General features: G+C 63.1%; 21 protein-coding genes. 9 read left to right on the forward strand and 12 right to left on the reverse strand.

What is annotated here, in order from left to right; all coding sequences use genetic code 11:
* Window positions 1–98 precede the first annotated feature (98 nt).
* The 4 genes from BV95_RS12400 to BV95_RS12415 all read left to right on the forward strand — a co-directional run bounded on the left by BV95_RS12400 (window position 99) and on the right by BV95_RS12415 (window position 5,149).
* Entirely contained in the window at window positions 99–2,210 is a 2,112-nt protein-coding gene (locus BV95_RS12400; protein ID WP_156028652.1) for a 3-hydroxyacyl-CoA dehydrogenase NAD-binding domain-containing protein, read from the forward strand.
* A 40-nt stretch (window positions 2,211–2,250) separates the two neighbouring features.
* The gene (locus BV95_RS12405) at window positions 2,251–3,084 is read left to right on the forward strand and encodes an enoyl-CoA hydratase/isomerase family protein (RefSeq protein WP_037452144.1); all 834 of its coding nucleotides are present in this window, start codon (window positions 2,251–2,253) and stop codon (window positions 3,082–3,084) included.
* 5 nt (window positions 3,085–3,089) lie between these two features.
* On the forward strand, window positions 3,090–4,052 hold the full coding sequence (locus tag BV95_RS12410) for a 3-hydroxyacyl-CoA dehydrogenase NAD-binding domain-containing protein (protein WP_037452230.1): 963 nt from the start codon (window positions 3,090–3,092) through the stop codon (window positions 4,050–4,052).
* 110 nt (window positions 4,053–4,162) lie between these two features.
* Window positions 4,163–5,149 (forward strand): phytanoyl-CoA dioxygenase family protein, encoded by a 987-nt coding sequence (locus BV95_RS12415; protein WP_037452147.1) that lies wholly within the window; start codon window positions 4,163–4,165, stop codon window positions 5,147–5,149.
* A 94-nt stretch (window positions 5,150–5,243) separates the two neighbouring features.
* On the opposite strand, the gene BV95_RS12420 is transcribed toward BV95_RS12415, so the two are convergent.
* The 4 genes from BV95_RS12420 to BV95_RS12435 all read right to left on the reverse strand — a co-directional run bounded on the left by BV95_RS12420 (window position 5,244) and on the right by BV95_RS12435 (window position 9,480).
* The gene (locus BV95_RS12420; RefSeq protein ID WP_037452150.1) at window positions 5,244–6,377 is read right to left on the reverse strand and encodes an acyl-CoA dehydrogenase family protein; all 1,134 of its coding nucleotides are present in this window, start codon (window positions 6,375–6,377) and stop codon (window positions 5,244–5,246) included.
* Between the two features lie 6 nt (window positions 6,378–6,383).
* On the reverse strand, window positions 6,384–7,583 hold the full coding sequence (locus BV95_RS12425; RefSeq protein WP_037452154.1) for an acyl-CoA dehydrogenase family protein: 1,200 nt from the start codon (window positions 7,581–7,583) through the stop codon (window positions 6,384–6,386).
* Window positions 7,584–7,670: 87 nt separating this feature from the next.
* Entirely contained in the window at window positions 7,671–8,618 is a 948-nt protein-coding gene (locus tag BV95_RS12430; protein ID WP_037452157.1) for an MDR family NADPH-dependent oxidoreductase, read from the reverse strand.
* A gap of 19 nt (window positions 8,619–8,637) precedes the next feature.
* Window positions 8,638–9,480 (reverse strand): IclR family transcriptional regulator, encoded by an 843-nt coding sequence (locus BV95_RS12435; protein WP_013849454.1) that lies wholly within the window; start codon window positions 9,478–9,480, stop codon window positions 8,638–8,640.
* A 161-nt stretch (window positions 9,481–9,641) separates the two neighbouring features.
* Between BV95_RS12435 and BV95_RS12440 the strand changes: the two genes are divergently transcribed.
* Entirely contained in the window at window positions 9,642–10,415 is a 774-nt protein-coding gene (locus BV95_RS12440) for an IclR family transcriptional regulator (RefSeq protein ID WP_037452161.1), read from the forward strand.
* Between the two features lie 34 nt (window positions 10,416–10,449).
* Here the strand turns inward: BV95_RS12440 and BV95_RS12445 are convergent, their stop codons facing one another.
* Window positions 10,450–11,676, reverse strand: coding sequence for an amidohydrolase family protein (locus tag BV95_RS12445; protein WP_037452164.1), 1,227 nt, complete (start codon window positions 11,674–11,676; stop codon window positions 10,450–10,452).
* 266 nt (window positions 11,677–11,942) lie between these two features.
* On the opposite strand from BV95_RS12445, the gene BV95_RS12450 reads away from it, so the two are divergent.
* Genes BV95_RS12450 through BV95_RS12460 form a run of 3 tightly spaced genes read left to right on the forward strand, consistent with a single transcriptional unit; the run spans window position 11,943 to window position 14,520 of the window.
* Window positions 11,943–12,371 (forward strand): carboxymuconolactone decarboxylase family protein, encoded by a 429-nt coding sequence (locus tag BV95_RS12450; protein ID WP_037452167.1) that lies wholly within the window; start codon window positions 11,943–11,945, stop codon window positions 12,369–12,371.
* Between the two features lie 14 nt (window positions 12,372–12,385).
* Complete coding sequence (locus BV95_RS12455) at window positions 12,386–14,005, forward strand: AMP-binding protein (RefSeq protein WP_051749761.1); 1,620 nt, start codon at window positions 12,386–12,388, stop codon at window positions 14,003–14,005.
* Between the two features lie 32 nt (window positions 14,006–14,037).
* Window positions 14,038–14,520, forward strand: a complete 483-nt coding sequence (locus BV95_RS12460) for a VOC family protein (protein ID WP_037452236.1) — start codon at window positions 14,038–14,040, stop codon at window positions 14,518–14,520.
* Window positions 14,521–14,545: 25 nt separating this feature from the next.
* On the opposite strand, the gene BV95_RS12465 is transcribed toward BV95_RS12460, so the two are convergent.
* The 7 genes from BV95_RS12465 to BV95_RS12495 all read right to left on the reverse strand — a co-directional run bounded on the left by BV95_RS12465 (window position 14,546) and on the right by BV95_RS12495 (window position 24,178).
* A complete protein-coding gene (locus BV95_RS12465) occupies window positions 14,546–15,631 on the reverse strand; it encodes a phosphotransferase family protein (RefSeq protein ID WP_037452239.1) in 1,086 nt (361 codons plus the stop codon).
* Between the two features lie 107 nt (window positions 15,632–15,738).
* Window positions 15,739–18,090, reverse strand: coding sequence for a TonB-dependent receptor (locus BV95_RS12470; RefSeq protein WP_037452170.1), 2,352 nt, complete (start codon window positions 18,088–18,090; stop codon window positions 15,739–15,741).
* A gap of 318 nt (window positions 18,091–18,408) precedes the next feature.
* Window positions 18,409–19,656 carry a hypothetical protein gene (locus tag BV95_RS12475; RefSeq protein ID WP_037452172.1) on the reverse strand — a complete coding sequence of 416 codons (1,248 nt, stop codon included), beginning with the start codon at window positions 19,654–19,656 and terminating at the stop codon, window positions 18,409–18,411.
* Complete coding sequence (locus BV95_RS12480) at window positions 19,656–20,864, reverse strand: sulfotransferase family protein (protein WP_037452176.1); 1,209 nt, start codon at window positions 20,862–20,864, stop codon at window positions 19,656–19,658. Before BV95_RS12480 ends, BV95_RS12475 begins: the two co-directional genes overlap by 1 nt.
* Window positions 20,865–20,940: 76 nt before the next feature.
* Window positions 20,941–21,732 carry a MarR family winged helix-turn-helix transcriptional regulator gene (locus tag BV95_RS12485; RefSeq protein WP_037452241.1) on the reverse strand — a complete coding sequence of 264 codons (792 nt, stop codon included), beginning with the start codon at window positions 21,730–21,732 and terminating at the stop codon, window positions 20,941–20,943.
* A 99-nt stretch (window positions 21,733–21,831) separates the two neighbouring features.
* Window positions 21,832–22,959, reverse strand: coding sequence for an acyl-CoA dehydrogenase family protein (locus tag BV95_RS12490; RefSeq protein WP_037452179.1), 1,128 nt, complete (start codon window positions 22,957–22,959; stop codon window positions 21,832–21,834).
* Between the two features lie 16 nt (window positions 22,960–22,975).
* Window positions 22,976–24,178 carry an acyl-CoA dehydrogenase family protein gene (locus tag BV95_RS12495; RefSeq protein ID WP_037452182.1) on the reverse strand — a complete coding sequence of 401 codons (1,203 nt, stop codon included), beginning with the start codon at window positions 24,176–24,178 and terminating at the stop codon, window positions 22,976–22,978.
* A gap of 149 nt (window positions 24,179–24,327) precedes the next feature.
* Here BV95_RS12495 and BV95_RS12500 point away from each other — a divergent pair, with 149 nt between their 5' ends.
* The gene (locus BV95_RS12500; protein ID WP_037452185.1) at window positions 24,328–25,086 is read left to right on the forward strand and encodes an SDR family NAD(P)-dependent oxidoreductase; all 759 of its coding nucleotides are present in this window, start codon (window positions 24,328–24,330) and stop codon (window positions 25,084–25,086) included.
* The last annotated feature ends 207 nt before the right edge of the window (window positions 25,087–25,293 follow it).

A 25,293-nucleotide genomic window follows, 5' to 3' on the forward strand; every position in this document is an offset into this window, starting at 1 on the left:
CCCGCCCCCGTGCCCTCTGCTTGACAGTTATGACCTGCGAATAGCTTGTGGCGGTACGTTTCAGACCCCATTTCAAAACAGGGCACCACGATACAGCCATGACCCAGATCAACGAAAAGATCTCTACCCGCATCGAAGGCGATATCGGCTTCATCATCAGCGACAATCCGCCCGTGAACGCGCTGGGTATCGCCGTGCGGCAGGGGCTGGTCGGCGCGCTGGAGGAACTGGACGCTGATCCGGCCGTGAAGGCGATCGTGCTTTACTGCGCGGGCCGCACCTTCTTCGCGGGCGCCGATATCACCGAATTCGGCAAGCCGCGCCTGTCGCCCACCTTGCAGGACGTCATCGCCGCGCTGGAAAATTCGACCAAGCCCGTGGTCGCCGCCATCCATGGCACCGCACTGGGCGGCGGGCTGGAGACCGCGCTGGGCTGCGCTTTCCGCGTGGCGATTCCTTCAGCCAAGGTCGGGCTGCCCGAAATCAACCTGGGCCTGTTCGCTGGCGGCGGCGGCACGCAGCGGCTGCCGCGCCTGATCGGTCCGGAAAAGGCGCTGGAACATGTACTGTCCGGCAAGCCGGTCGGGGCGAAGCAGGCGCTGGAACTGGGCATTGTCGATGCCGTCGAGGATGGCGATCCGGCCGTTATCGGCGCGGCCTTTGCCCGCCGGGTGATCGACGAGAAAATCCCCGCCGTGCCGGTGCGCGATCGCGATGAAAAGCTGGCAGCGACCCGCACCGATCCGTCGGCCTTCGACGCGCTGGCAAAGAAGCTGACGGCGCGCAGCAAGGGCCAGCTTGCGCCGCAGGCCAATATCGATTCGATCCGCCGGTCCTTCACCATGGAGCTGGACGAGGCGATGGCGGTCGACGCCGTCGCCAATCGTGAATTGATGGCGGGCAGCCAATCGCGCGCGCTGCGCCACCTCTTCTTCGCCGAGCGGGAGGCCGCCCGTATTCCCGGCCTGCCCGAAACCGCTAAGGCGCGGCCCGTGAAGAAAGCCGCGATCATCGGCGCGGGCACCATGGGCGGCGGCATCGCCATGTGCTTTGCCGGGGCGGGCATAGCCGTCACCGTGATCGACACGACGCAGGACGCGCTGGATCGCGGCCTGGATCGCGTAAAGGGCAATTACGCCACATCGCTCAAGCGAGGGTCGATTACCCAGGCGCAGATGGACGAACGCCTCGCGCTCATCACCGGCGCCACCGACCGCGCCGCGGCCGCCGATGCCGACATCGTGATCGAAGCAGTGTTCGAGGATATGGACGTCAAGAAGGAGATTTTCTCCGATCTTGAAAAGCGGGTGAAGCCCGGGACGATCCTCGCCTCCAACACGTCGGCGCTGGACGTCGATGAAATCGCATCTGTGCTGGAACGGCCGGAAGATTTCGTGGGCATGCATTTCTTCTCCCCCGCCAATGTCATGAAGCTGCTGGAGGTCGTGGTCGCGAAGCACAGCAGCCCCGATGCGATCCTGACCGCGATGGCGGTGGGCAAGGCTATCGGCAAAGTGTCGGTCTGGTCGGGCAATTGCGACGGTTTCATCGGCAACCGCATGGTCGCCAAGCGATCCGCCCAGGCCGAAAGGCTGTTGCAGCAGGGCGCCTTCCCGCAGCAGGTGGACGCCGCGCTCACCAATCTGGGCTTCCCGATGGGACCGCTGACGACGAACGACATGTCGGGCCTGGATATCGGCTATTCGATCCGCAAGCGCCGTGGCACCCCCTTCCCCATCGCCGACGCCATCGTGGAAAGCGGGCGGCTTGGCCAGAAGACGGGCGCGGGCTATTATCGCTACGAACCGGGCGACCGCACGCCCCATCCCAACCCGGAGACGGAAGCGCTGATCATCGCGACATCGGAGAAGATGGGCATCGTCCGTCGCGACATTGCGGAGGAGGAGATGGTGCAACGGCTGCTGTTCCCCCTGATCAACGAAGGGGCGCGCATCCTGGAGGAAGGAATCGCGCTGCGTGCGTCCGACGTCGATCTGGTGTGGATCAACGGCTATGGCTGGCCCCGGCATCTGGGCGGACCCATGTTCCATGCGGATGAAACCGGCCTGGCGAAGATCGTCGCCAAGCTGCGCGAAATGGCTGCCGAAACGCCGGACGATCCGTCGCTGCAACCCGCCGCCCTGCTGACGGAATTGGCGGAGAAGGGCCAGAGCTTCGCCGAATGGCAGAAAAGCCGCGCCGCGGCCTGAACGAAACAGAGAATATTACAGGGATTTTCCGGAGACGATTATGAGCGACAACGAATTTTTGCGTGACATCGATTATAGCGAGTTCGACTTCTTCAAGGTCGAAATCGCCGAGGATGGCGTCGCCACCGTCACGATGAACGCGCCCGACAAGCTGAACGCGGTGGGGCCGCACAATCACTGGCAGTTGGAGGATATCTGGCTGAAGCTGGCGCGGGACGAGCGTATCAAGGTGATCGTGCTGACCGGCGCGGGCAAGGCCTTCTCCGCCGGGGGCGACATCAAGTTGATGGCCGAGCGTGCGCAGACCGAATATGGCTTGAAATACGCGCTGCGCGTGCCGATCAACACGCTGCGCATCTGGGACCAGATATTGATGACGCCGCAGCCGATCATCGCGGCGGTCAATGGCGACGCGATCGGCCTTGGCACGTCGCTGTTCGCCTTCTGCGACATGAGCATCGTCGCTGAGGACGCGAAGCTGGGCGATACCCATGTGCGCGTCGGACTGGTGACGGGCGATGGCGGATCGGTGATGTGGCCGCTGCTGGTCGGGCCGCAGAAGGCCAAGGAATATCTGATGCGCGGCAAGCTGTTGAACGGCAAGAAGGCCGAGGAAATCGGCCTGGTCAACTATGCTTTCCCCAAGGAGCAGGTGCTGGAGGAAGCGCTGAAGATCGCGCGCGAGATCGCCGGGCAGCCGATGTGGGCGGTCCGCTGGTCCAAGGCTGCGGTCAACAAGTGCATCCGCGATCAGGTGAACCTGACCGGCGAACTGTCCATCGCCTATGAAGCGATGACGATGCTGACGCAGGATTACAAGGAGGCGACCACCGCCTTCGCCAACAAGGAAAAGCCGGTCTTCAAGGGATATTGATCGCCATGGCCGCCTATCGCGACGCGGACAGCATAAGCACCGTCGCCGCGATCGGCGGCGGCGTGATCGGCAATGGCTGGGTCGCCGCCTTTCTGGGCAGCGGCCGGGCCGTGCGCCTGCATGATCCCATGCCCGGCGCCGGGGAGCGTACCCGCGCCCATGTCGCGGGCGCGTGGGACCAGATGGTCGAACTGGGTTTGGCCAGGGCCGACGATGACTGGCCTTCGCGCTTTTCGATGCACGACATAGTGGCCGACGCGCTGGCCGGCGCGGATTTCGTGCAGGAAAGCACACCCGAACGCACCGACGTCAAGCAGGCGCTGTTCGCCGAACTCGACCGGCTGACGCCTGCGGATGTGCTGGTAGCCAGCAGCACGTCAAGCCTGCCCATCACCGAATTGCAAGCCGGGCTTGCGCACGCCGACCGCTTCGTGCTGGGTCATCCGTTCAATCCGGTGCACCTGATCCCGCTGGTCGAAGTGGGCGGCGGCGAACTGACTGCCGGGCAAGCCGTCGACACCGCCTTCGCGCTCTATAGGGCGATGGGCAAACAGCCGATCCGGCTGAAACGCGAGATATTCGGCCATATCGGCAACCGGCTGACCGCCGCCATGTTCCGGGAAGCCGTCCGACTGGTTGCGGAGGGCTATGCCAGCGTCGGTGACATCGACAAGGCTATGAAACATAGCTTCGCGCTCAAATGGGCGATCCAGGGTCAGTTCACCACCTTCCATACATCGGGCGGCGCGGGTGGCCTGGCCGAATTTCTGCCGAAGTTCGGGCCGGGCATCGTCAAGCGCTGGGCGACCATGACCGATCCACCGCTGGCCGACCCGGCCTTGCAGGCGATGCTGGTCGAGCAGATGAAGGAAGCTGCCGCCGGACGAAGCGTTGCCGAAATCGCCGCCTGGCAGGATGATAAGCTGATGCAGATGCTGAAGCTGCTTGCGTCCGGCGATGAGCAATAGAGTCCGAAAGTCGACGGAAACTATCCGATCCTCATGATCCCGGCCATGATAATATGGCCCCGTCCCGGCGCCCGCAGGGTTGACCGGTCTGAGTGGAGAGGAACCAAGAGATGAGCGTAGATGTGATCAATCGCCCTGATGCCCCGGACCTGCATGTGCAGGATGTCGTCGCGGCGGGCGAACTGGAAAGCTGCAACCATCTGCTGGACGACCCGGAGGCACTCAATCGCTTCTATGAGGATAAGGGCTATATCCTGCTGCGCGGCGTGTTCGATCAAGGCAGCGTCGCGCGCGCACGGGACGAAATGCTGGCGGTCGCGGCGCAGATGGGGCTGGTCGAGCCGGGCGATCCGACCGGAAAGTGGACGGGCAAGCCTTCGGTCGGGGGCATGGAGGAAAGCGACCTCTATGCCGGAATCGCCGGGCGGCTGATCGAAGACCCGGCCAACCAGTCGGTGATGGAAAAGATTCTGGGCGAGCCTGCCTGCTCCGTCCCGATCGTGCAATATCGGACCTATCCGCCGCAGAGCAAGCTGGGCACCGTGCATCAGGATGGCTTTTACAGCCCCGGAATCCAGGACTATCGCCCGGTCTGGGTGTCGCTGACCCCCTGCACCCGCGACATGGGCGGGCTGGCGCTGGCGGTGGGCCAGAACAAGCGCGGCTATTTCCATAATGTGGGAAAGCCCAATCCCTTTCCTATCCCCAACGACGTGATTCCCGCGGAAAGCTGGGCCACGACCGATTATATGCCGGGCGACGTGCTGATCGTGCATCCGTGCACGCCGCATTGCGGTCTGGCCAATAATAGCGACCGGCTCCGCATTTCCTTCGACTCGCGTGTTCAGTCCGCCGCCAATCCCAGCGCCGTCGCCGCGACGGTGAAGTCTTTCACGCCGACGACCGTAACCGTGGATGCGGACCGGGTCGGAGAGATCACATTAAATATAGACGAGGACAGCTATTTGCGGCCGATTAATCCGGGTGTACGTGAGAGCTTTGACGACTTCGTCAATTATATGAAGCCGGGGATGCGACTGGTCGTGGTGCGCGACGGCGACCGCGCCGTCATGTTGCGCAAGGCCGCAGAGGGATAAGGAGAGTTGGGGAACGTCTCCCCGCTCGCCTGATAAGAAAAAAGGGGCCGTCTCAAAGAGATGGCCCCTTTTTTAACCCTATCGGCAATCCGCTTCAGGCAGCGGCGGAATAGACGCCGCGCTTTTCCACCAGACGGGCAAGGTGCCAGTCGCGGTCGCCCAGCAGCGCGTCGATCGCCGTCAGCCGCTTGAAGGCATGGCCGACCTTATATTCAGCGGTGATGCCGATGGCGCCGTGCATCTGCACCGCTTCCTGACCGATGATGCGGCCCGATTTGCCGATCTGCGCCTTGGCGGCGGAGATGTTGCGGCTCCGTTGATCGGCATCGATGTCGAGCGACAGCGCCGCGAGGATCGACATGCTGCGCGACAGTTCCAACTGCATCAGCATTTCAACGGTACGGTGCTGGAGCGCCTGGAAACTACCGATGGCGACGCCGAATTGCTGGCGGGTCTTGAGATAGTCGACGGTCACGTCGAACGTTTCCGCCATGGCGCCCACAGCTTCGGCCACCAGCGCGGCGGTCGCTTCTTCGAACACGGGGGACAGGATGCCCTCCCCCTGCCCCGTCGAGCCGATCAGCGCTTCGTTCGGGACATTGACGCCTGCAAGTGCGACCGTGGCGACCGGCACGCCGTCATAGCCGCGCTTGCCCTCAACCGTCACCCCATCCGCCCCCGCATCGACCAGGAAGAGCGAAAGCCCCTCTGGCGTCATCGCGCTGACGATGAATGTGTCGGCGCTCTGCCCGTGCAGGACCGCGATCTTGCAACCATCCAGCGTCCAGCCGTCGCCCGTCGCCGATGCGGTCGTGCGCGCCGCCAGCGTGTGACGGGGCAGGCCCTGCTCATTATGGGCCAACGCCAGAATGCGATCCCCTGCGGCGATGGCCGGAACGATGTCGGCGCGTTGCCGCTCCGAAGCGCCGTGACGCAGCACGCCGCCCGCCAGCACCACGGTCGCGAAATAGGGTTCGACCATCAGACCACGCCCAAGCGCCTCCATGACGATCATCATCTCCACGCCACCGCCGCCGAAACCGCCATCCTCTTCCGCGAAAGGCAGAGCGAGCAGCCCCATTTCGGCAAGACCGGCATAAGCCTCCCGGCTCCAGCCATCGGGCGTCTTGAGCGCATGTTCGCGCTTCTGGAAGTCATAGGTTTCCGCCACGAACCGCGTGACGGTTTCCTGCAGCATCTTCTGTTCGTCGTTCAGGTCGAAATCCATGGCTCGTCAAAGTCCCAGCATGGTCTTGGCGATGATGTTCTTCTGGACCTCATTGGATCCACCGAAAATCGACACCTTGCGCATTGTGAAATAGAAAGGAGCGGCTGCGTGGACCCAGCCATCGTCCGGATCGTTCGGCGCATGATCATGGTCGGGCATGGCCAGGCCAGCCGGTCCCGCCAGTTCGGTCACCAGCTCCGTCATGCGCTGCTGCATTTCCGTGCCCTTGACCTTCAGGATGGACGCGGCGGCATTGGCCCCGCCGCCATGGGCGTCGGCCGCGACGACGCGCAACTGGGTCAGTTCCAGCGCCCGCAATTCCACCTCCACCTCGGCCAGTTTGTGGGCAAGGCGGCGCTGTTCTTCCTCGCCAAGGGTGCCGTCCCGCGCCAGACGGGTTTCGAGCGCGCGCAGTTGCGACAAACGCTCCTTGGAAAGCCCGATGCGGGCGATGCCGCTGCGTTCGCTGCCCAGCAGATGCTTGGCGACGTCCCAGCCCCGGCCTTCCTCGCCAATGACATTTTCCACCGGGATGCGCACATCGTCGAAAAAGACTTCATTGGCGTCATGCTCGCCGTCGATCGTCTCGATCGGGCGGACAGTAATGCCGGGCGTTTGCATGTCCAGCAGCAGGAAGGTGATGCCCTGCTGCTTCTTGCCGCTGTTGTCGGTCCTGAACAGGCCGAACATCCAGTCGGCATGCTGAGCCTGCGTCGTCCAGATCTTCTGGCCGTTCAGGACATAATGATCGCCGTCGGCATCCGTGGCGCGAACCGCCGTCGTCTTCAGGCTGGCAAGGTCGGAACCGGCACCGGGTTCGGAAAAGCCCTGACACCACCAGATGTCGATATTGGCGGTCGCGGCAAGAAACCGTTCCTTTTGCGCCGGGGTGCCAAATTTGCACAGCACCGGGCCGATCATGTTGACGTTGAACGGAGAACCCTCCGGCGCATGGGCCAGCGCCATTTCCTCCTGAAAAATATAGCGTTGCGCCGGGGTCCACGCCTGACCGCCATATTCGACGGGCCAATGCGTGACGGCCCAGCCGCGCGCGTTGAGGATGCGTTGCCACCGCACCGTATCCTCCTTGGTCAGATGATCGCGGTTGATCATCTTGCGCCGCAGATCTTCGGGCAGGGCATCCTTGAGGAAGCTGCGCACCTCATCGCGGAAGGCCGTTTCCTCAGGCGTAAAGTCCAGTTTCATCGCGCTGTTCCCATATAATATCCCCTTCCCCAGCAGCGATCACGCCTCCAAGTCAACGGCGGGACAAAGGGCTTCACATGCCCGATATCATTGCGTCAGATCGAAGAGGACGCGACCGCTCCCGCCGACGCGGGCAAGCGCGATCCCCTCCTCTACGCGGGAGAGCGGGACGATGGCGCGCACCGGCAGGGACGGCGGATCGGCGGCATAGGATTCGGCAAGTTCCCCGAACATCGCATGCAGCCCCTCGGCCCCCAGCGCCGCTTCGGCAGGGCGCAGGCTGAAACCGGCAATCGACAGGCCCCCGCCGGTCAACAATTGCGAACGGACCTGAATCGGCTCCCCCGACAAATGGCCGAACAGCATCAACCGGCCGCCCGGCGCCAGGCAGCTTGCAAGCCGCCCGGTTGCCGTGCCCGCCACGCAATCGAGCGCTGCGCGGATCGGCCGACCACCCGATGCAGCCCGCGCGCGTTCAGCCAGACCATCGCCGTCCAGCAACGCATGGGACATCGCTGAATGCGGCCTTCGCACGACATCGATAATCCTGATGTCCATCCGCGCGGCGAAAGTGCGAACCCAATGCGCCACGACCGATCCTGCGCCATTCTGGATCAGCGCGTCGCCCGGACGGACGCTGGAATGGCGCAGAAGCAGATGCGCGGTGGGAGGATTGATGCGCAGCATGGCTGCCTGCACCGGATCAAAACCGGCAGGCAGCGCCATCAGATGAGCGCGAGGCAGAAGACGCTGCGCGCACCAATTGCCCCGGCTGAGCGGCATCACCAGATCGCCGGGCCGCAGATCGGCAACGGCGTCTCCTACCGCCTCCACCCACCCGGCACCCTCTGCGCCCAGGGGCTGGTCATGCGAAAGATCGAAAGAATATCGGCCATCGATCGCCAGAAGATCGGCCGGGTTGATGGGCGCATAGGCCATGCGCACCAGCACCTCATCCCCGCTGGGCGATGAAGGCACCGGCGCATCCGCGAGACGGACATGGCCCTTTTCACCGGGCAGGACCGCGCAATTCACGCCAAAGCCAGCCTTGCGGTCAGGCGAAATGGCGGCGGTAGCTGGCGATCTTGATCGTCTCGGGCATTTTCACGACATTGCTGCTGTCATGTTCGACGCCGTCTTCTTCCTGGTGCAGATCGGCAATCTGAACCTTGCGGCTGAGCAGCAGGTCCAATATTTCCTGACCGCGTTCAGCGATCACCGCAGGCTGGGCGATGACGCTGACGCTCAGCCGGTCCATATTCCGGCCGACGGGCAGCATCACGGCGACACAGCCGACTCCGTCCCGATCCTGATCGATGGCCCAGCCCTTCTCGCGCAGCACGGCGAATTCGGACAGGAGTTCAGCCACGCGGACATGCCGCGACAGGTCCGCCTCCTCCGCATTCAGGCGGTGAACCGCCGAACGGATGCCTTCGTTGCGATAGCTCGAAAGCAGCAGACGGCCCTGCGTGCTGTGCAATATGGACAGTTGATCGCCTGCATGCGCGTCAAGCGCGCTTTCATTATTGCCGTGGATGACGTGCAGATGCTGCAACACATAGTTGGAGCTGGTCGACAACAGAACCGTTTCGCCGGTCAGCTTAGCGATCTCGTCAATCGCGGAGAGCACCGGCCCGCCACGGAACAGCGAGGGCTTCACCCAGGCGCCCAGCAGGGCCACGCGCGCCGTCGGGCTATAGGTGCGCCGGACGCGATTATAGTGGAGATAGCCGAGCCGCGTCAGACAGCGGAGCAGTTCGGACGTGCTGGATTGCGGATAGTTCAACGTCCGCGACATTTCCATGACGGTGGCAACGCGGCGATCCTGATCGAAATATTCCAGGATCTCCAGCACTCGATGCGCGGATTTGATGGTCCGGGATGCGCTGGTAGCCATTTGCTTTCCTCTTCCTCCCGCGAATGCATGGATCGCATCCGCTGCACGAATTTTCGTACTCCATCACAAATATAATGTCCAACGGTTTTTCGAATTGCGTTCGAAATTTCGAACATCTATGCATCTCGCATCGAAATGATAATTGAAGTAAGCGGGGGACGATGCAGCAGGCGACACTTGCGGAAAGCCGCACCAGAGGACCGAAAGCGATCACGCGCGTACTCGACCTGCTGGCGTTGCTGGCGGGCAAGCAGGACGGCATGAGCCTGACCGAACTCAGCGCCATCATGGCCGTGCCGAAGAGCACGTTCATCGATACGCTGCGCGGACTGTGCGACATGCATTATCTGTCATGCCAGGAAGGACGCTATCGTCTGGGCCCGGCCGCCTATCACTTCGCCAGTCGAATAACGCGCCACTGGTCGGCGCCCGAAATGATCCGCGCCGAGGTCAAGCAACTCGCCGCTGAAACCCGCGAATCCGTGGGTTTCGCCATTGCCGACTGGGAAATCGGACAGGCCATTTACACAGAAGCGAGCAACAGCCCGCAGCCGGTGCGATATGCGATGCAGGCGGGCCTGCGTGCGCCGCTCTATGCCAGCGCCGCCGGTCGCGTATTGATGGCCTATGCCCCGACCGAGCAGGCAGAAGACTATCTGGCGCACGCGCAGCTTCGGCAACTGACCGAAAATACGCGAACCGATCCCGACGCCATTCGGGCCGCGTTGGTGGAAATCCGCGAGCGGGGTTATTGCGCCAGCTTCGGCGAGATGCTGAGCGACACGGCGGCATTGGCCGTGCCGGTCTCCGGGCCTGATGGCGATCTGCTTGGCGCGCTCATGCTGGCCGCGCCGCTCGATCGGATGAAGCAGAATTTCGAGCGGCTTCTGAACGCGACGCTGGAAGCGGGCCGCCGCGCCTCAGCAGAAAGCTGAAACGCGGCGGCGAATAGAGCAGGCAAGGATCGCCTCAGGCCGGCAGTCCCATGAAGCGCATGCCGTTTTCATACATGACCTTGCGGACGTCCGCCGCCGACAGGTCCCTGCATGCTTCTTCCGCGAACAGGCGCGGCTCCTCCACGCCCTCCGCATGGGGATAGTCCGATCCCATCATCACCCAATCGGCATTGCCGACCTGATCGATGATGGATTTCAGGTCATCCTCCGGATAGGCGACGACGGACACGTGACGGGCGAAGATATTGCTCGGCCGGTCCTTCAATTGCCCGGCGGGCCAATAGCCGTTCTTGGCAATGCCCCGGCATTTATCCATCTTCACCAGCATGGAAGGCACCCATTCGGCGCCATTTTCCGCCGACAGCAGCTTCACGTTCGGAAAACGTTCGAAGAAGTTCCAGAAGATGAAGCTCGACAGCGTCTCGATCACCGGCCGTTCGGAATAGCCGTGCATCCATACGAAGGCGGACTGGCGGATGCGCGATTGCTGCATCCCCTCACCCCACAGCGCCATATGGTCCTTCATGTAAATGGCTTCGGACACATGGAATACGACGCGGATGCCCGCTTCATTGGCGATCGCCCAGAAAGGATCATGATCGGGATGCGCGGGCGCCTTCCCATTATAGGGGCCCATCGGCATCAGGATGAGCTTCGCGCCCTTGGCGATCACCTCTTTCAGCGCCTTGCAGGCCTCCTCGACATTGTCGAGGGTCATGATGGGGCATGAATAGATGCGGTCGTTATAATTATACTTCCACTGGTCGTACATCCAATTGTTGTAGGCGTTCAACACCGGATAGGCATAGCGCGGGTCGTCCAGGAAACTGATGGCCGTGATCATGTTGCCGATAAAGAGGATGGACGAACGCACATCCCAGGCATCAAGCAGCTTCACCCGTTCCTGCGGTTCCACCATCGCCGGAGTTTTGGGCACGTGCATGTCGATCTCGGCCTTGCCCTCCTTCATGGCGCGCAGCCATTCATGCAGCTTGCCGGGGGCGGGAACGCGGCCATCCTCGAAGAGATGGTCGGCGCTGATTTCCACCTTGCGCGGCCCCACATACATGGCGAAGTCGCCGTCAGGCCCGGTTTTGAAGGTAATGCCATAGCGTTCGGCTGCGTCTTTGGGCAGATATCTGGTCCACGCTTCGTCCGTTTCCCAGAAATGGGTATCGGCATCGAAGATCGGTCCGGAGTACACGGGCGAAGTCTCCGCGGTATCGATTTGTCCAGACATATTGTTCCTTCCCCAAAACCATGACGCTATTCGGTATGATCTGGATCACGCCGCCATCAACTCGGACATCCAGTGTTTGAAACCCATATAGACATGGCCGCATGTCGCGAATATCGGCCCGCCTCTGCGATCACATAGGCGATGGGATGCAGACGCCATCAGATGACCGATCAGTATGTGCTACCTTCCGATAGCGGCCGCAGCGTTGTTGACGCGGGCACGCCACCACCCATAGGCCGGGCAATCATAACGGATGGAGGCAGCGGATGGCTGAGTTGGACGAGAAGCAGGAATCGGGCGTCGAATTCATCAGCGGCATCATGGGCGAAGGGTTCGGCAATGCCTTTCGCGCGGCCTGCACGGCTGACCGTTTCGGATCGCCAATCCCGCGCATGGCGGCAAGCTGGGCTTTTCATGATGCCTGGCAGCATCAGGGCCTGGCGCCCAGGGAAAAGAGCATGGCTGTCATATCCGCGCTGATCGCGATGCGGCAGCCGCTGGAACTGAAGAATCACGTCAAGATCGGCATCGCCAACGGCCTGACGGCGCAGGAGCTGGAAGGATTGCTGGTACAGCTTACACCCTATGTCGGCTTTCCCTGCATAGCCTCCGCCACGACGGCGGTGATCGAAGCCATGCGGGAGGCGGGCGTGTCCCCGGATGTGCAGACGGCCGAGGAAAAGGGACTTTTGTGACCGGCGCGACGACTATGGCGAATCCCCATTTTTCCGATCTGCCGAAGACGCTGGACCATATATTGCCGCAGGTCATCGCGCATGTCGCGGCGCGCTATGGCAGCACGCCCTTCATCATCGGGGAGGATGGGGCGACGATCAGCTTCGCCCAATTCAAGGAGCGGGTGGACGATCTTGCCCGCGCCCTGATCGCCCATGGCGTCGATCATGGGGACCGGGTGGCGATCTGGGCGCCCAACAGCCCGGAATGGATGATCGCAGCCGCCGCGGTGGAAAGCATCGGCGCGATCATGGTGCCCATCAACACCCGCTTCAAGGGCGGGGAAGCGCTCTACATATTGGCGAAGACGCGGGCGAAAATCCTGTTCACCGTGTCGGGGTTTCTGGGCAACGACTATGCCGCCATGCTGGTGCAGGCGGGCAGCGGCGCAGGCGATGCCGGACCAGTCCGCGATCTGCCGGGGTTGAGCCATATCGTGACGCTGGATGGGCCGGACTTTGCCCTGTTCCAGCGCAGGCAGGCGGACGAGGCCGAACTGACGGCGCGGGTGGCGGGCGTAACGCCGCAAACCATCGCCGATATTCTTTTCACCAGCGGCACCACCGGTCAGCCGAAGGGCGCGATGCACAGTCATGGGCAGGCGCTGTGGATGCCCGCCATCTGGAACGAATCCAACGATCTGCGCGCCGGTGACCGCATGGCCATCGTCAATCCCTTCTTCCACAGTTTCGGCTATCGGTCCGGCTGGATTTCCGCGCTGGTGGCGGGGATCACCGTTTATCCGCTGGCGACGTTCGATGCGGAGGCGCTGCTTGGCCTGATCGAGCGCGAGAAGATCAGCGTGCTGATGGGGCCGCCGACCATCTTCCTGTCGCTGATGGAACATCCGCGCTTTGGGACGTTCGACCTCTCTTCGCTGCGGGTCGGGCATACCGGCGCATCCAATGTTCCCGTCGATCTGATCCGGGCCGGGCGGGAAGTCTTTGGATTCGATCTGTTCCTGACCAGCTTCGGCCAGACCGAATGCACGGCGCTGGCCACGGTCAACTATCCGGACGCCAGCTTCGAAACGATTGCAAAGACGGTGGGCAAGCCTTTGCCCGGCGTCGAACTGCGCATCGTTGACGCGGATGGCCATCCTCTGCCGCACGGAGAAAGCGGCGAGTTGCTGATTCGCGGACCGGTGGTGATGCAGGGCTATTTCGAGGAACCGGAGCAGACGGCGGCGACGATCGATGCGGATGGCTGGCTTCACAGCGGCGATGTCGGGTGCATTGGCGAGGACGGCACGCTGCGCATTCTCGACCGGTTGAAGGACGTCGTCATCGTCGGCGGGTTCAACGCCTATCCCGCAGAGATCGAGAATATCCTGCGCAAACATCCCGCCATCGCGGATGTGTGCATTATAGGCTGGCCCGACGAGCGCATGGGCGAAGTCTGCGCCGCCTGCGTGATCCCGAAGGACGGCGCGACGCTGACGCTGGCCGAACTGACCGGCTGGAGCCGCGAGCAGATGGCGAATTACAAGGTGCCGCGCCACCTGTTCCTGGTCGATGATTTCCCGCGCACGCCGCTGGGCAAGATTCAGAAATTCCTGCTGCGCGATCAGTTGAGGGCCCGTTCCGACGGCTGATCGGGGGATCGAAAAGGGAAAGGAGGATGGCCATGCAATTTACGGGCGACTTCTATCAGATCGGCGTCGTGGTGCGCGACATAGAGGCGGGGATGGCGCATTATCGCAATCTGCTGGGCCTTGGGCCTTTCTGGCGGCTGGATACCGATTATGAAGGGCGCTATCGCGATTGGCGGGGGCGCTTCGCCAATAAGAACGCCTTTACCAGATGGGGCGACGTCTATCTGGAGATGATCGAACCGGTGGTCGGCCAGGGAAATGCCAGGGAGTGGCTGGAAACGCGCGGCGAAGGCATTTTTCATCTGGGCTATGCGGTCGACGATCTTTCGCAGCGGCCCGACGGCGTCGAATGCGTGTTCGAGAGTTGGGGGGCGAAAATGCCCAATGGCGATGCGGCGGTGATCCACCTCGATACGGTGGAGCAGCTTGGCTATTTCGTGGAGCTTTCGGATCGGGCGCTGGTCGACAAGCTGAATGCCGGAATCGACAAGTTCATGAATGACTTGGCGATATGAACGCGCTGTGCATCTCCTATTTGCCCTAGGGCAATAGGAGATGCAGGTCGTGGTCCAGCGCCGCCCGGCCGAAGCGGGCGGCATAGGCGGTATTGACCGCTTCGGTCTGGAAGCGGACCTCATTGGTCAGGAAGATGAACAGGCCCCAGAGGATGGATCGCCTATAGTCGAGCCAAGCGGCTTCCCGGTCCAGAACGGGGCCGCCTTCCCGCTCCAGCGCGTCGAGATATAGGCGCAGCAGGTCGCGCTCCCATGCGGCGCGGTCGGCCAGATCGGCGGCGCAGACGATGTGGTAGGATATTTCATGATGCCAGGCGGTCTGCGCCACCTGCGCGTCGAAATAGCCGGGCGTGCCGTCCTCCAATATGTAGAGGTTGCCCAGATGGGTGTCGCCGTGGATCAGGCAGCGGGGCTGGGCGCGCTGAATTTCCCCTATCGTCATCAGCGCGCGTTCCATCCACTCGCGGTCGTGCAGCCGGGTGGAGACGGCCGCGCCGCGCGGCAACGCCATATAATGGGACCAGACATCCGGCACGAGATAACGGCGCATATAGTCCAGCCCCCAGCCGTCGAACCGGCTGGCAATGTCGGACCAGCGGCCGCCGGGCTGGAAATGCGGCGAAGCCCAGGTCGCGGCATGATAGGCGGCCATGGTTTCCATGCGGCGCGCGATCTGGTCGAAACGATGCGGGCGCAGGGCGTCGCAGAAATCGACGCCGGGACGCTTCAAATCCTCCATGATGACGATGGACTGGTGCGAATGGGGATCGGTTCCGGCGAAATAAGCGCGGGGCGACGGCATGGGGATGAGCGGCTGGATATCGGCGTAGAAGCGCGTTTCATTGGCGTACATCGCCGCCATTTTCGGGCTGTGCTCCTCAAATCCGCCCTTCACGATCAGGGTTTCGCCGACCTGCTCGGCGCCCTCCCCCTCCACGGCGAGGCGGACGCGAATCTTGGTCGACGTGCCCAGAATGACGTCGATCACCCGCGAGTCCCGCACGGTTATGCCGGGTAGCCGCTGACGCAAGGCGCGGGTCAGCCATGCGCTGTCGATCTGCTCCGGCGTCAATGGCAGGGGCAGCGCATCGGCGGGATAAGCCTCACTCATCATTCTCTCCAGCATCCTTTCCGCGCAACATGGCAGAGGGCGGCGCGCAAGAAAAAGGGGGCGCAAAAGTCTGCGCCCCCTTGATGCTTTTCAGCCCTAACCGGCGATCAGAATTTGAAGCTGAGTTCCACGCCATAGGTGCGGGGTTCGCCATAGACGCTGTTCTGGAAGCCCAGACCTTCGGCGATGAGACCCAGCACGCCGATGCGGTAGGTTTCGTTTAGCGCATTGTTGACGAAGGCCGCGACCGAAGCGCGCGATCCGCCGACATTGTTGAGTTCGGCGCGCAGGTTGATCAGCGAATAGGCCGGTTGAACGCCCTCAATCTCGAAATCGTCGAGATAGATCTTGCTGCGCCAGGTATAGTTCATGACGAAGTTGAGCTGGCCCAGATCTTCGCTGACCGGCGGCGAAATGGTCGCCGTGGCGCCAAGCTGATGCTTGGGAACGCCGCGCTGTTCGAACTCGGTAAGGCCGTTCAGCGTGACCCGGCCGGCCCGGATGTCGACCTTCGTATAGGAATAGAAGGCCGCCAGCGAGAAGCTGTCGGTGCTGAAATTCGCCTCGAACTCGCCGCCGACATTGCGCTGCTTGGCGGTGTTGTCGACGATGGTGAAGACATTGCCGTCGACGAAGGTCGCGCGCTGCTTCTGCACGTCGCTGCCGTCCTGACGGAACAGGGCGGTGCTGGTGGTCAGGCGACCCGCGCCCAGCCGGTGGTTGGTCTTCAGGCCGATTTCATATTCGTCCACGAATTCCGGCAGGAAGGGCGACAGCGTGACAATGTCGGTTGCGCGGGTCGAAAAGCCGCCCGCCCGGAAGCCGTGGCGATAGGAGGCATAGGTCGTGATTTCCGGCGACGGTTCATATTGAATGGTCGCGTCGTAGGTCCATTCCTTGAACGACTTGCTGTTGGTGAAGGCGCAAGGCCCGGTCTGCCTGACGGTGCTTGCAAAGCCCGTCGGAACGGTCGGGTTGAAGGAGCAACTGCCGATGGTGCCATCGGAATTGGGCAGGTTGGGCCGCGAAGGCGAAACGGTGATCTTGCGCTTGTCATAATTGTAGCGCAGGCCGCCCGACAGGCTCAGTTGATCCGTAACCTTGAAGGTGCCAGCGACAAAGGCCGCCGCCGTGCGCGAATAGCCTTCGCCCGGATTGCTGGTGGCGAACAGCGAAGCGTCGGTCGTGGCAGGGTCCATGCCTGCCCCCAGGATATTCAATTGGGGCAGCGTGTTGGCCAGCGAGCCGTCAAGACCCTTTTCCTCGAAATAATAGCCGCCGACGATCAGGTCGAGCCGGTTTTCGAACATCTTCGCCTGAAGCTGCAATTCTTCGGAAATGTTGCGCGAACGCGCGAACTGGTACGGGGCGATCAGGAATGCCTGAATACCGTCATAGTCCTGAATCGTGTCGCGGCGTTCCTTGCGATAACCGAAGATATTCTTCAGCGTCAGGTTGTCGGCCAGATCCCAGGTCGTCTTGTTGGTGATGCCCCAGTTCTTGATGCTTTCACGCGGAAGGCCGAAGACGTCGAGATTGCTGCCATTGCCCGACCCCGAATTGAGCGTGAAGCGGCGCGTGCGGAAAAGCTGCTGCGCTTCGGCGAACTGGCCCGGAATATCGGCAAGGTTGGCGTAGCGGGACAGAGCCGAGGGATATTTGATCGACGTCAGGAAGGACGCCGTGCCGTTTTCCCGCGACTTGAACCAGTCGAACACGGTCAGCGATTCAATGCCGTTGCCCGGCGAAACCAGCGCCGACACGCGGAACGTGTCGTAATTCTGGTTGTCGAGGCGCAGGCCGCTACCGATGTCGCGCGCCCAGCCGTCACGCTCGCGGGTCTTGCCCGCGAAGCGAAGGGCGACGCTATCGCCGACGGGCACGTTCACCATGCCGAACAGATCGTGCATGTCGTAATTGCCGTACTGGCCGCGCACTTCGCCCGCAAATTCGCCCAGCTTGGGATGGGCCGGTTCCACCAGCACCGCGCCGCCGGTCATGTTGCGGCCGAACAGCGTGCCCTGAACGCCCTTCAGAACCTGAACCGATTCAAGGTCGTAAAGGCTGTTGCCGAAGCCATAGGGGCGCGGCTGCACCACTTCGGCGAAATAGGTGCCGACCGGGGGGTCGGTGAAAAGCTGCGTTTCCTGCGTGCGCTGGCCGCGCAGCGAGAAGGCGACGGTGTTGCGCTGGCTCTGCGCGCTGGTGATCGACAGTGACGGCGTGCGATATTGCAGGCCCTGAACGTCGGTCACGCCCGAACGCGAAAGCTGTTCGCCCGAAATGGCGGAGACGGAAATCGGCACATCCTGAAGCGCTTCGTCGCGGCGGCGGGCGGTAACCACAATATCGCCGCTCGACACGCTTTCGGCCTGCGGACGCGCTTCATCCTGAGCTACGGCGGGTGCGGATACGAACAGAGCCGCGCAAGTAGCGGCAAGATAGTGTCGATAGGTCATTGCATCCTCTCAAGGACTATATGGGACCGGCCAATAGGCTCTGCTCTGCGGCCGGCGAATGAATGACCGTCAGCTAACGTCATTTCCGCCCGTGCCAAACCCTTGAGTAGCGGATGTTATGCATCATCAGATACGCGATCTTGCAAGCGCGTAAAATGCACATGATGATTTTCGCGGCCCGTTGATTTCATGCCACAGTCCAGCCGCGCTTTTTTCCGGTCATTTTCCAGCCGGTTGAAGATGCCCTTCCCTTCCCGTGCCGCTACGTCCCGCGAATTTCCTTCGGATGCTTTTGTCCGGGCGGGCGGATATTTTCGATCAAATCGCGGTTCTGCGGGACCATGCGGCGCGGCGGGCGGCGAGTTGCGCCTGACGCTGTTGCGGGTCCATGCGCGCAACGCCATCGGGCAGGTGCGCGGCGATCCGGTCGAGCGGCACGATGTCGAGCCAGTGGATCGGCCCCCTGCCCTGTTGCTTTTCGGGCAGTCCCTGCCAGCGGATCATCGGCAACAGGTCGCGCAGGCCGTCGGTCTGCACCCAATTGGCGACGCCCGGATCGCACGCCGAAACGACCGTGGTGACCAAACCGTCGCCGTCGCGCACCGCCTGCGCGGCGGAAAGGCCGCTTTGCAGGAGATGCGCATCCACCGAACGATACCACCACATCGCCAGTTGCAGGCTGTTATAGGCCGCGCCCGCAGGATCGAAGCGGATGATCGCCGCCTGATCATCCTCCAGCCGAAGCCGCCCGATGCTGCTGGCCTGCGTGACGAGGCCGCCGACGCTGGCCGTGCGCATGGGTTGCGGCATGCTGTTGACGGCGCGGGCGGCCGAAAGGCGGAAGAACCAGTAATAGAGCGGCACGTCTTCGCGGGCGCGGCGCAGGGCTTCGTCCAGCCGTTCCTCAAACGACAGGGGCTGGGCGCCGGTCGCGTCGATCCGTTCGATCTCCAGCGCGAGGGGCGTTTCCCTTTCCCAATCCATCATCGAGTCCCGCACGAACAGGAATTTGACGCGCGGATTGGTCGTCATATGGTTCCGCCGTCCGTTGGCGGGCCGGTCGTCGATGGTGATGGTGAAGCTGCCGTCTTGCGCCACGTCGATGCCGGGCAGTTCGACCGTCTGCACGGTCATCGACGTGCCCCAGTTTTCGACCAGCGTGAAGGAGACATGGGCGGGGCAGACATCGACCACCCGGCCGGAGATGCGGTAGCGGCCCCCATGGGCGATGCCCGCGAGGCGATAGCAATTGTCGGGATTGTCGCCGCCCATGCGCGCATCGGGCACGGCGGCGCCGTTCCAGCTATGGGCGGGCATGAAATTGCGCACGAAACGGGGGCGAACCGGGTCGCGGGCCGCCGCCTTGAACAGGTAATTGCCGATCCATGCGTCCATCGCCGCGTCGAACAGGGGTTCCACCTGAGGCGGCACGTCACTGCCATGGCCGACGCGCCAGAGTTGCGCGCAATGGTCGCGGGCCGCTTTGGTCGCGGGATCATCCCACATGGCGCGGACTTCCGCTTCGGCGGCGAATTGATCCGCAGTGGCGATCGGGTTGGCCGTCATCAGGCGAACCGGCCGAGCTTGAAACGGCGCGAATATCCCTCGAACGCCTTTTCGATCATGTCGCGGGTCAGGCCGAAAGGCTCCAGCGCATAGTCGTAGCGGCCATAGCGGTTGGAGGCGTTGCCGGGATCGGCCAACCATGTCCGCATCCGCGCTTCGAATTCGGGCGTGTAGTCGAGCCGCCAGTGGCCATAGGCGCGGCGGATGACGTCCACCGGATCGCGGGTGAGGTCGTGGAAATCGACATGGAAGATGCGCGGATCGTCGACCAGCGGGCTTTCCATCGCTTCGGACACCGACGCGGCGATGCTTTCGACAAAGGCAGGGCCGAGCGACTGGAAATCCATCTGCCAGTTGGTGATGCCGCCATAAAGGACCGCCGTGATCGCCATGATCGAGGGGTGGACCTGAACCGGGTCGCGATGCGTCCAGATGCACAGCGCGTCGGGATAGGCTTCGAACAGGGCGTCCAGCGCGAACTGATGGTAGATGCCCTTCACCACCCAATGTTTGGTCGGCTGCCGCCATTGCAACTGCTGGAGAAATTCGCGGTGGAAGCGATAGGCGTCCGCGATATTGCTGGCGTCCAGGATCATCGCCAGCGCGGGCAGCTTGTAGAGCAGCGACGGATAGGCGTTCTGGAAGTCGAGGGTGAAGATTTCCTCGCATTCGATCGGGCAATGTCCGCGCTTGTCCCAATAGGGGTGCAGGGTCAGCAGGCCGGGGGCGCGCATCAGCATCTCGTCCAGTTCCCTGGCCGTGAATTCGATCCGCTCCGGCGTGGCGGGAACCTCTCCGGGCGGGGGGCTGGGTGAATGGGTGTGCCACCAGAGCGGCGCGCGCACGCCGGGGTCTTCGGCCAGCAGCGAATGGGTGAGCGTGGTGCCGGTGCGGCCGAAGCCGATGACGAAAATGGGCCGCTCTATCTTTTCTTCGGCGATGGCTGGGATGCGCTGGCGGTCGGCGGCGAGGCGCAGGCGCGTCGAGAGCAGCTTGCGCAGTTGCAATTCGACATCCGCCTTCTGCTCCGGGCGCAGCGGGGGCTGTTCGTTCAGCCAGGCCACGAACCGTTCGACCCGACCGGCAAGGGCCGGATCGATCGGATCGAAATTGCCCGCGACCATCTGCGACGTGCGGATGAGCGCGGCGGCATCGATTCCGGATGAAAGGTCAGCGACGTTCCCCGCCTTTTCCGACCGGCTGCGCATGATTTTCTCTCCCGCTTTATTTAATTCACCAAGATTTCTATCTTGAAAGCGGATTTGGGAGAGAAAGTCAAATATACTATGTTTCGGCGGCTGTAGAGATAGAACGATCGTTCTCATCTGCGTCGGCGACCAGCGCTTCGGCGATGGTCAGCGACTCTATCATCGCGTGATATTGCTGTTCGCTGAGCGCGGTCGGCCAGACGATGTGCGGCGCGGCGCGGTCGTCGGCCACCAGCCGGGCGAGGACAAACCGCCCCGCCTCCGTCAGTTCGATGAACAGGCCGCGCCGGTCGTCGGGATTGGGGACGCGGCGGATGAAGCCCAGCGCCTCCAGCCGGTCGACCCGCTTGGCGACGCCCGCCAGCGACATCAGGAAATAATGTTTGAGCGCCGTGGGCGCGATGCGATGGGGTGGCCCCACGCGGTACAGGGCGTCGAGCAGGAGCACGTCGCCCGACGTCAGTCCCTCCTTCGCGGCGGACTGCGTCATGTGCCGCTCCATGCTGCGGGCGAGGCGCAGCAGGCGCGTGGTGACGGAATAGGAGCGGACCAGCACCGGGTCATAATCCGTCGCCCAGGCGGCCAGCGCTGCCTGAAGCGGATCGGGATCTTGCGGGCCAAGATCCGGCTGGCTGGTATCCGGCTGACTGGCCTGCGCCTGCGGGTCGGGCAGAATGCGGAAGGCGGGGCCGGGCGCGAGCCGCCGGTCCGCCGACCAGAGCAGCACGCCCGCCTCGATCAGTTGATCGACACGGCGGGATGCCGAGGATTTACTGGCATAGTCCCACAGCCGGGCGAGGCCCGCCATGGATGGAATGGTGCGATGCACCGCATAATGCGCTTCGAGTGCGGCGCGGCATGCATCCATGCCGCGTTCGCCTTCCTCGGTCCTGGCCCTTCCCGTCATCGCGCCACAAAGACACAGGGCGAAGCCATCCGCAAGGGGTGCGCCCTTTGCGGATGACTTCTAACCGAAGATGCTGTCCCCGAACCGCTCGCCATGCTGGATCAGGTCGCCATATTGCTTTTCGATGCACATCAGGCGGCGGAAATAATGGCCGATCGCATATTCGTCGGTCAGGCCGTAGCCGCCATGGACCTGAATGCCGTTGCGCGAAACGGTCTGCCCCGCCTCCCCGATGACGAGCCGCGCGGCGGAAAGCGCCGCCGAGCGGGTCGCCTGATCCTGATCGGCATTGGCCAGCGCGTGGTAGAGCATCGAGCGCGCCTGATGCGCGGCGACGAAATTATCGGCCATGATGTGCTGGATCGCCTGGAAGGAACCGATGGCGGCGCCGAACTGCTTGCGTTCCTGCACATAGGCGCCGCAAATCTTGTTCGCGGCCTCCATCGCCCCCACCGCCTGCGCCATCAGCGCGATCGAAGCGCGGTCGATCGCCTCCCGCAGCACGGCCGCGCCACGATTGCCGCCGACCAGCAACGCCCCGGCAGGAAGCGCCACGTCGGCAAGGACGATGTCGGAAGCGCGGGTGCCGTCGATCAGGGCATAGGATTCGACGGAAAGGCCGGGCGCGTCGGCGGGCACGAGGAACAGGCCCGTGCCTTCCTCCCCCTCCATGCGGGCGGAGACGATCAACTGCCCCGCGCTGGGGGCGTCGAGCGCCATGATCTTCGCGCCCGACAGCATATAGCCGCCCGCCGAAGGACGCGCGAGCGTGCCGCCCGCCTCGACATCGAGCGGATGCGCGCCATTTTCCTGATGCGCGAGCGCGATGCGCAGCGTGCCGCCCGCAATCTGGCCCAGCAATTCCAGTGAGCCTGCTTCGTCCGCCGCCTGCTTGAGCACATGATCGGCCAGCACGACGGTGCTGACATAGGGTTCGGTCGCCAGCGCCCTGCCCAATGCGATGTTCAGCAGCGCGATATCCTCTATCGTGCCGTCCAGACCGCCAGCGGCCTCCGGCACCGGAAGGGCGAGCCAGCCCAGTTCCGCGAACTGCGCCCAGCGCGCTTCGTCAAAGCCCAGCGCGCTCGACCGCTGGTGCCGCCAATATTCGACGTCGGCATTTTCCGACAGCAGCCGCTCGGCGCTGTCCAGAAGCATCGCCTGAATGTCGGACTTCGCGAAATCCATTGTCCCTGTCTTCCCGTCAAATGCCGAAGGCGAGCTTGGCCAGAATATTCTTTTGAATCTGCTTCGACCCGCCATAGATGGTCGCCGCGCGGTTGATCAGCGCCACCGTGGTGCGGCCGGGCGCATAGTCGGGCCATGCGTCCGTGGGCGCCGGGGGCGGAACGGGCGCGGCGTCGAAGAAGCGCAGCGACTTGGCGCCCATGGCGTCGACCTGCAACATGGTGACTTCCTGTTGCAATTCCGAACCCCTGATCTTCAGTACGGAGGCGGCCGCCGCCTCCGGCGCGTCGAATTCCTCATGCGCCAGCACGCGCAGCACCGACCATTCGAGCGCGAGCAGGTCGGCCTCCGCCCTGGCGAAGCGGGCGCGGAAGGCGGGATCGTCGGCGACGCGGCGGCCGCCCACCCTCTCCCCAAGGGCGATGTCCTTGGCGCGGGCCAGTTCGCGCTTGCTCCAATAGATGAAGCTGGATGTGGTGCGCTCATGTTCCAGCAGGAATTTGGCGTAGGTCCAGCCCATGCCCGGTTCGCCGATCAACTGGTCGGCGGGCACCTCGACATTGTCCAGGAACACTTCGCAGAGATGCGCCTCGCCGTTGATCTGCGGAATCTGGCGCACGGTGATGCCGGGCGTGTCCATCTTGATGATCAGGAAGCTGATGCCGCGTTGCGGCTTCACAGTCTTGTCGGTGCGCACAAGGAAGAAACCCCAGTCCGCATGGGCCGCGCCGCTGGTCCAAATCTTCTGGCCGTTGACGATATATGTATCGCCCACCCGTTCGGCGGAGGTGCGCAGCGAGGCAAGGTCGGAACCCGACCCCGGTTCGGAAAAGCCCTGCGCCCACATGGTCGCGCCTTCGCGGATCATGGGCAGGAACCTGTCCTTCAGATAGTCGGAGCCATAGGTGTACAGCACCGGCCCCAGCATATGCGTGCCGCCCCAGTCGAATTCGGGGGCGTCCGCCTTGTACAGTTCCTCGTTGAAGATGAAGAGTTGCATTGGCGTCCAGCCGCAACCGCCATGCTCCTGCGGCCAGTGCGGCACCGACCGGCCATGGGCGTGGAGGATGCGCATCCATTCCAGCAGGTCGGGCACGGCGGCATTATTGGCGACCTTGCGGCGTTGGCGCTCCTTCATGTCGGCAGGCAATATGCTGTCGATAAAGGCGCGCACTTCCGTCCGGAAGGTTTCAAGATCGGGATCGAGGCGCAGTTCCATCGGATCGGCTCCGGCTGTCTGTTCGGTGATTGCCAGTTTCCATGACCTGCATGCCTATAGGGTGCAAGCGGGTCGGGAAGCAGCATCATCCATGCGATGGTACGGGCAAGCGGTTTGACAGTGCAGGCACCCCATGATGCTTATCATACATGCAAAGTGCAGATAGAGAAATCGATAGTCTGATATGGATTTCCGGCGCCACCGAAGGCATCGGATTGGGGCTGGCGCGCAATGTGCCTCACGCCGCCGCCCGCATCGTCAATCTGTCGCGACGGCCGCATCCTGATTATGAAAGCGTCTTTCTGGATTTGGCCGACCCGGCGAGCTGGGAGGATGTCGGCGCGCATTTCGCCGCGGCATTGGCGCATTTCCGGGGTTCGCGCGCGATCTTCATCCAGAATGCGCATATGAAGGGCATGACCGGCTTCGTCGGCGAAGTGCCGCCGGGCGACTATGCCCGCGACATCACCGCGAACGTCGCCGCACCGTTGCGGCTGGGAGAGATGTTTTTGCGGGCGGTCAGGGAGAGCGGCTTTGCCGGAGAGGCCGGGCTGGTCATGATGTCTTCTTCCTCCGCGCGATCCCCGACGATCGGCCAGACCGTCTATTGCGCGGGCAAGGCCGCGCTGGAAATGTGGGTGCGGGTCGCGCGCCGGGAACTGGCGATGCGGGAAAGGCGGAATATCTGGGTCACGGCGGTGCGGCCGGGCTTCGTCGACACGCCCCTCACCCGGCAGGTCGCGGCCATGGCCGACAGCGACTATCCCATCGCGTCGCAAATGCGCAAGCAGATGGAAGAGGGCGTCGGCGTCATGGATATCGACACCGCCGCCCGCCAGATCTGGGCCGCGCTGCCGACCGACCGGTCGCTGCTGCTGTTCGGGGAGCAGGTGCGGCGGGAGGGATGATTTGTGCTGGCCTCTCGCTGGGGCGCGGTGTGTTTGGGCCGCGTGGGCACATTTGGGATGTTGGGGGATGGGCATTAGGCGACATTAAATTCCTCCCTACGCGCAGCGTGGGGAGGGGGACCGCTCGCGAAGCGAGTGGTGGAGGGGAAATTCGGAGGTCGTGCCCCATTCCCCTCCACCACGCTTCGCGCGGTCCCCCTCCCCATC

Source organism: Sphingobium chlorophenolicum (assembly GCF_000722875.1).
Classification (GTDB): domain Bacteria; phylum Pseudomonadota; class Alphaproteobacteria; order Sphingomonadales; family Sphingomonadaceae; genus Sphingobium; species Sphingobium chlorophenolicum.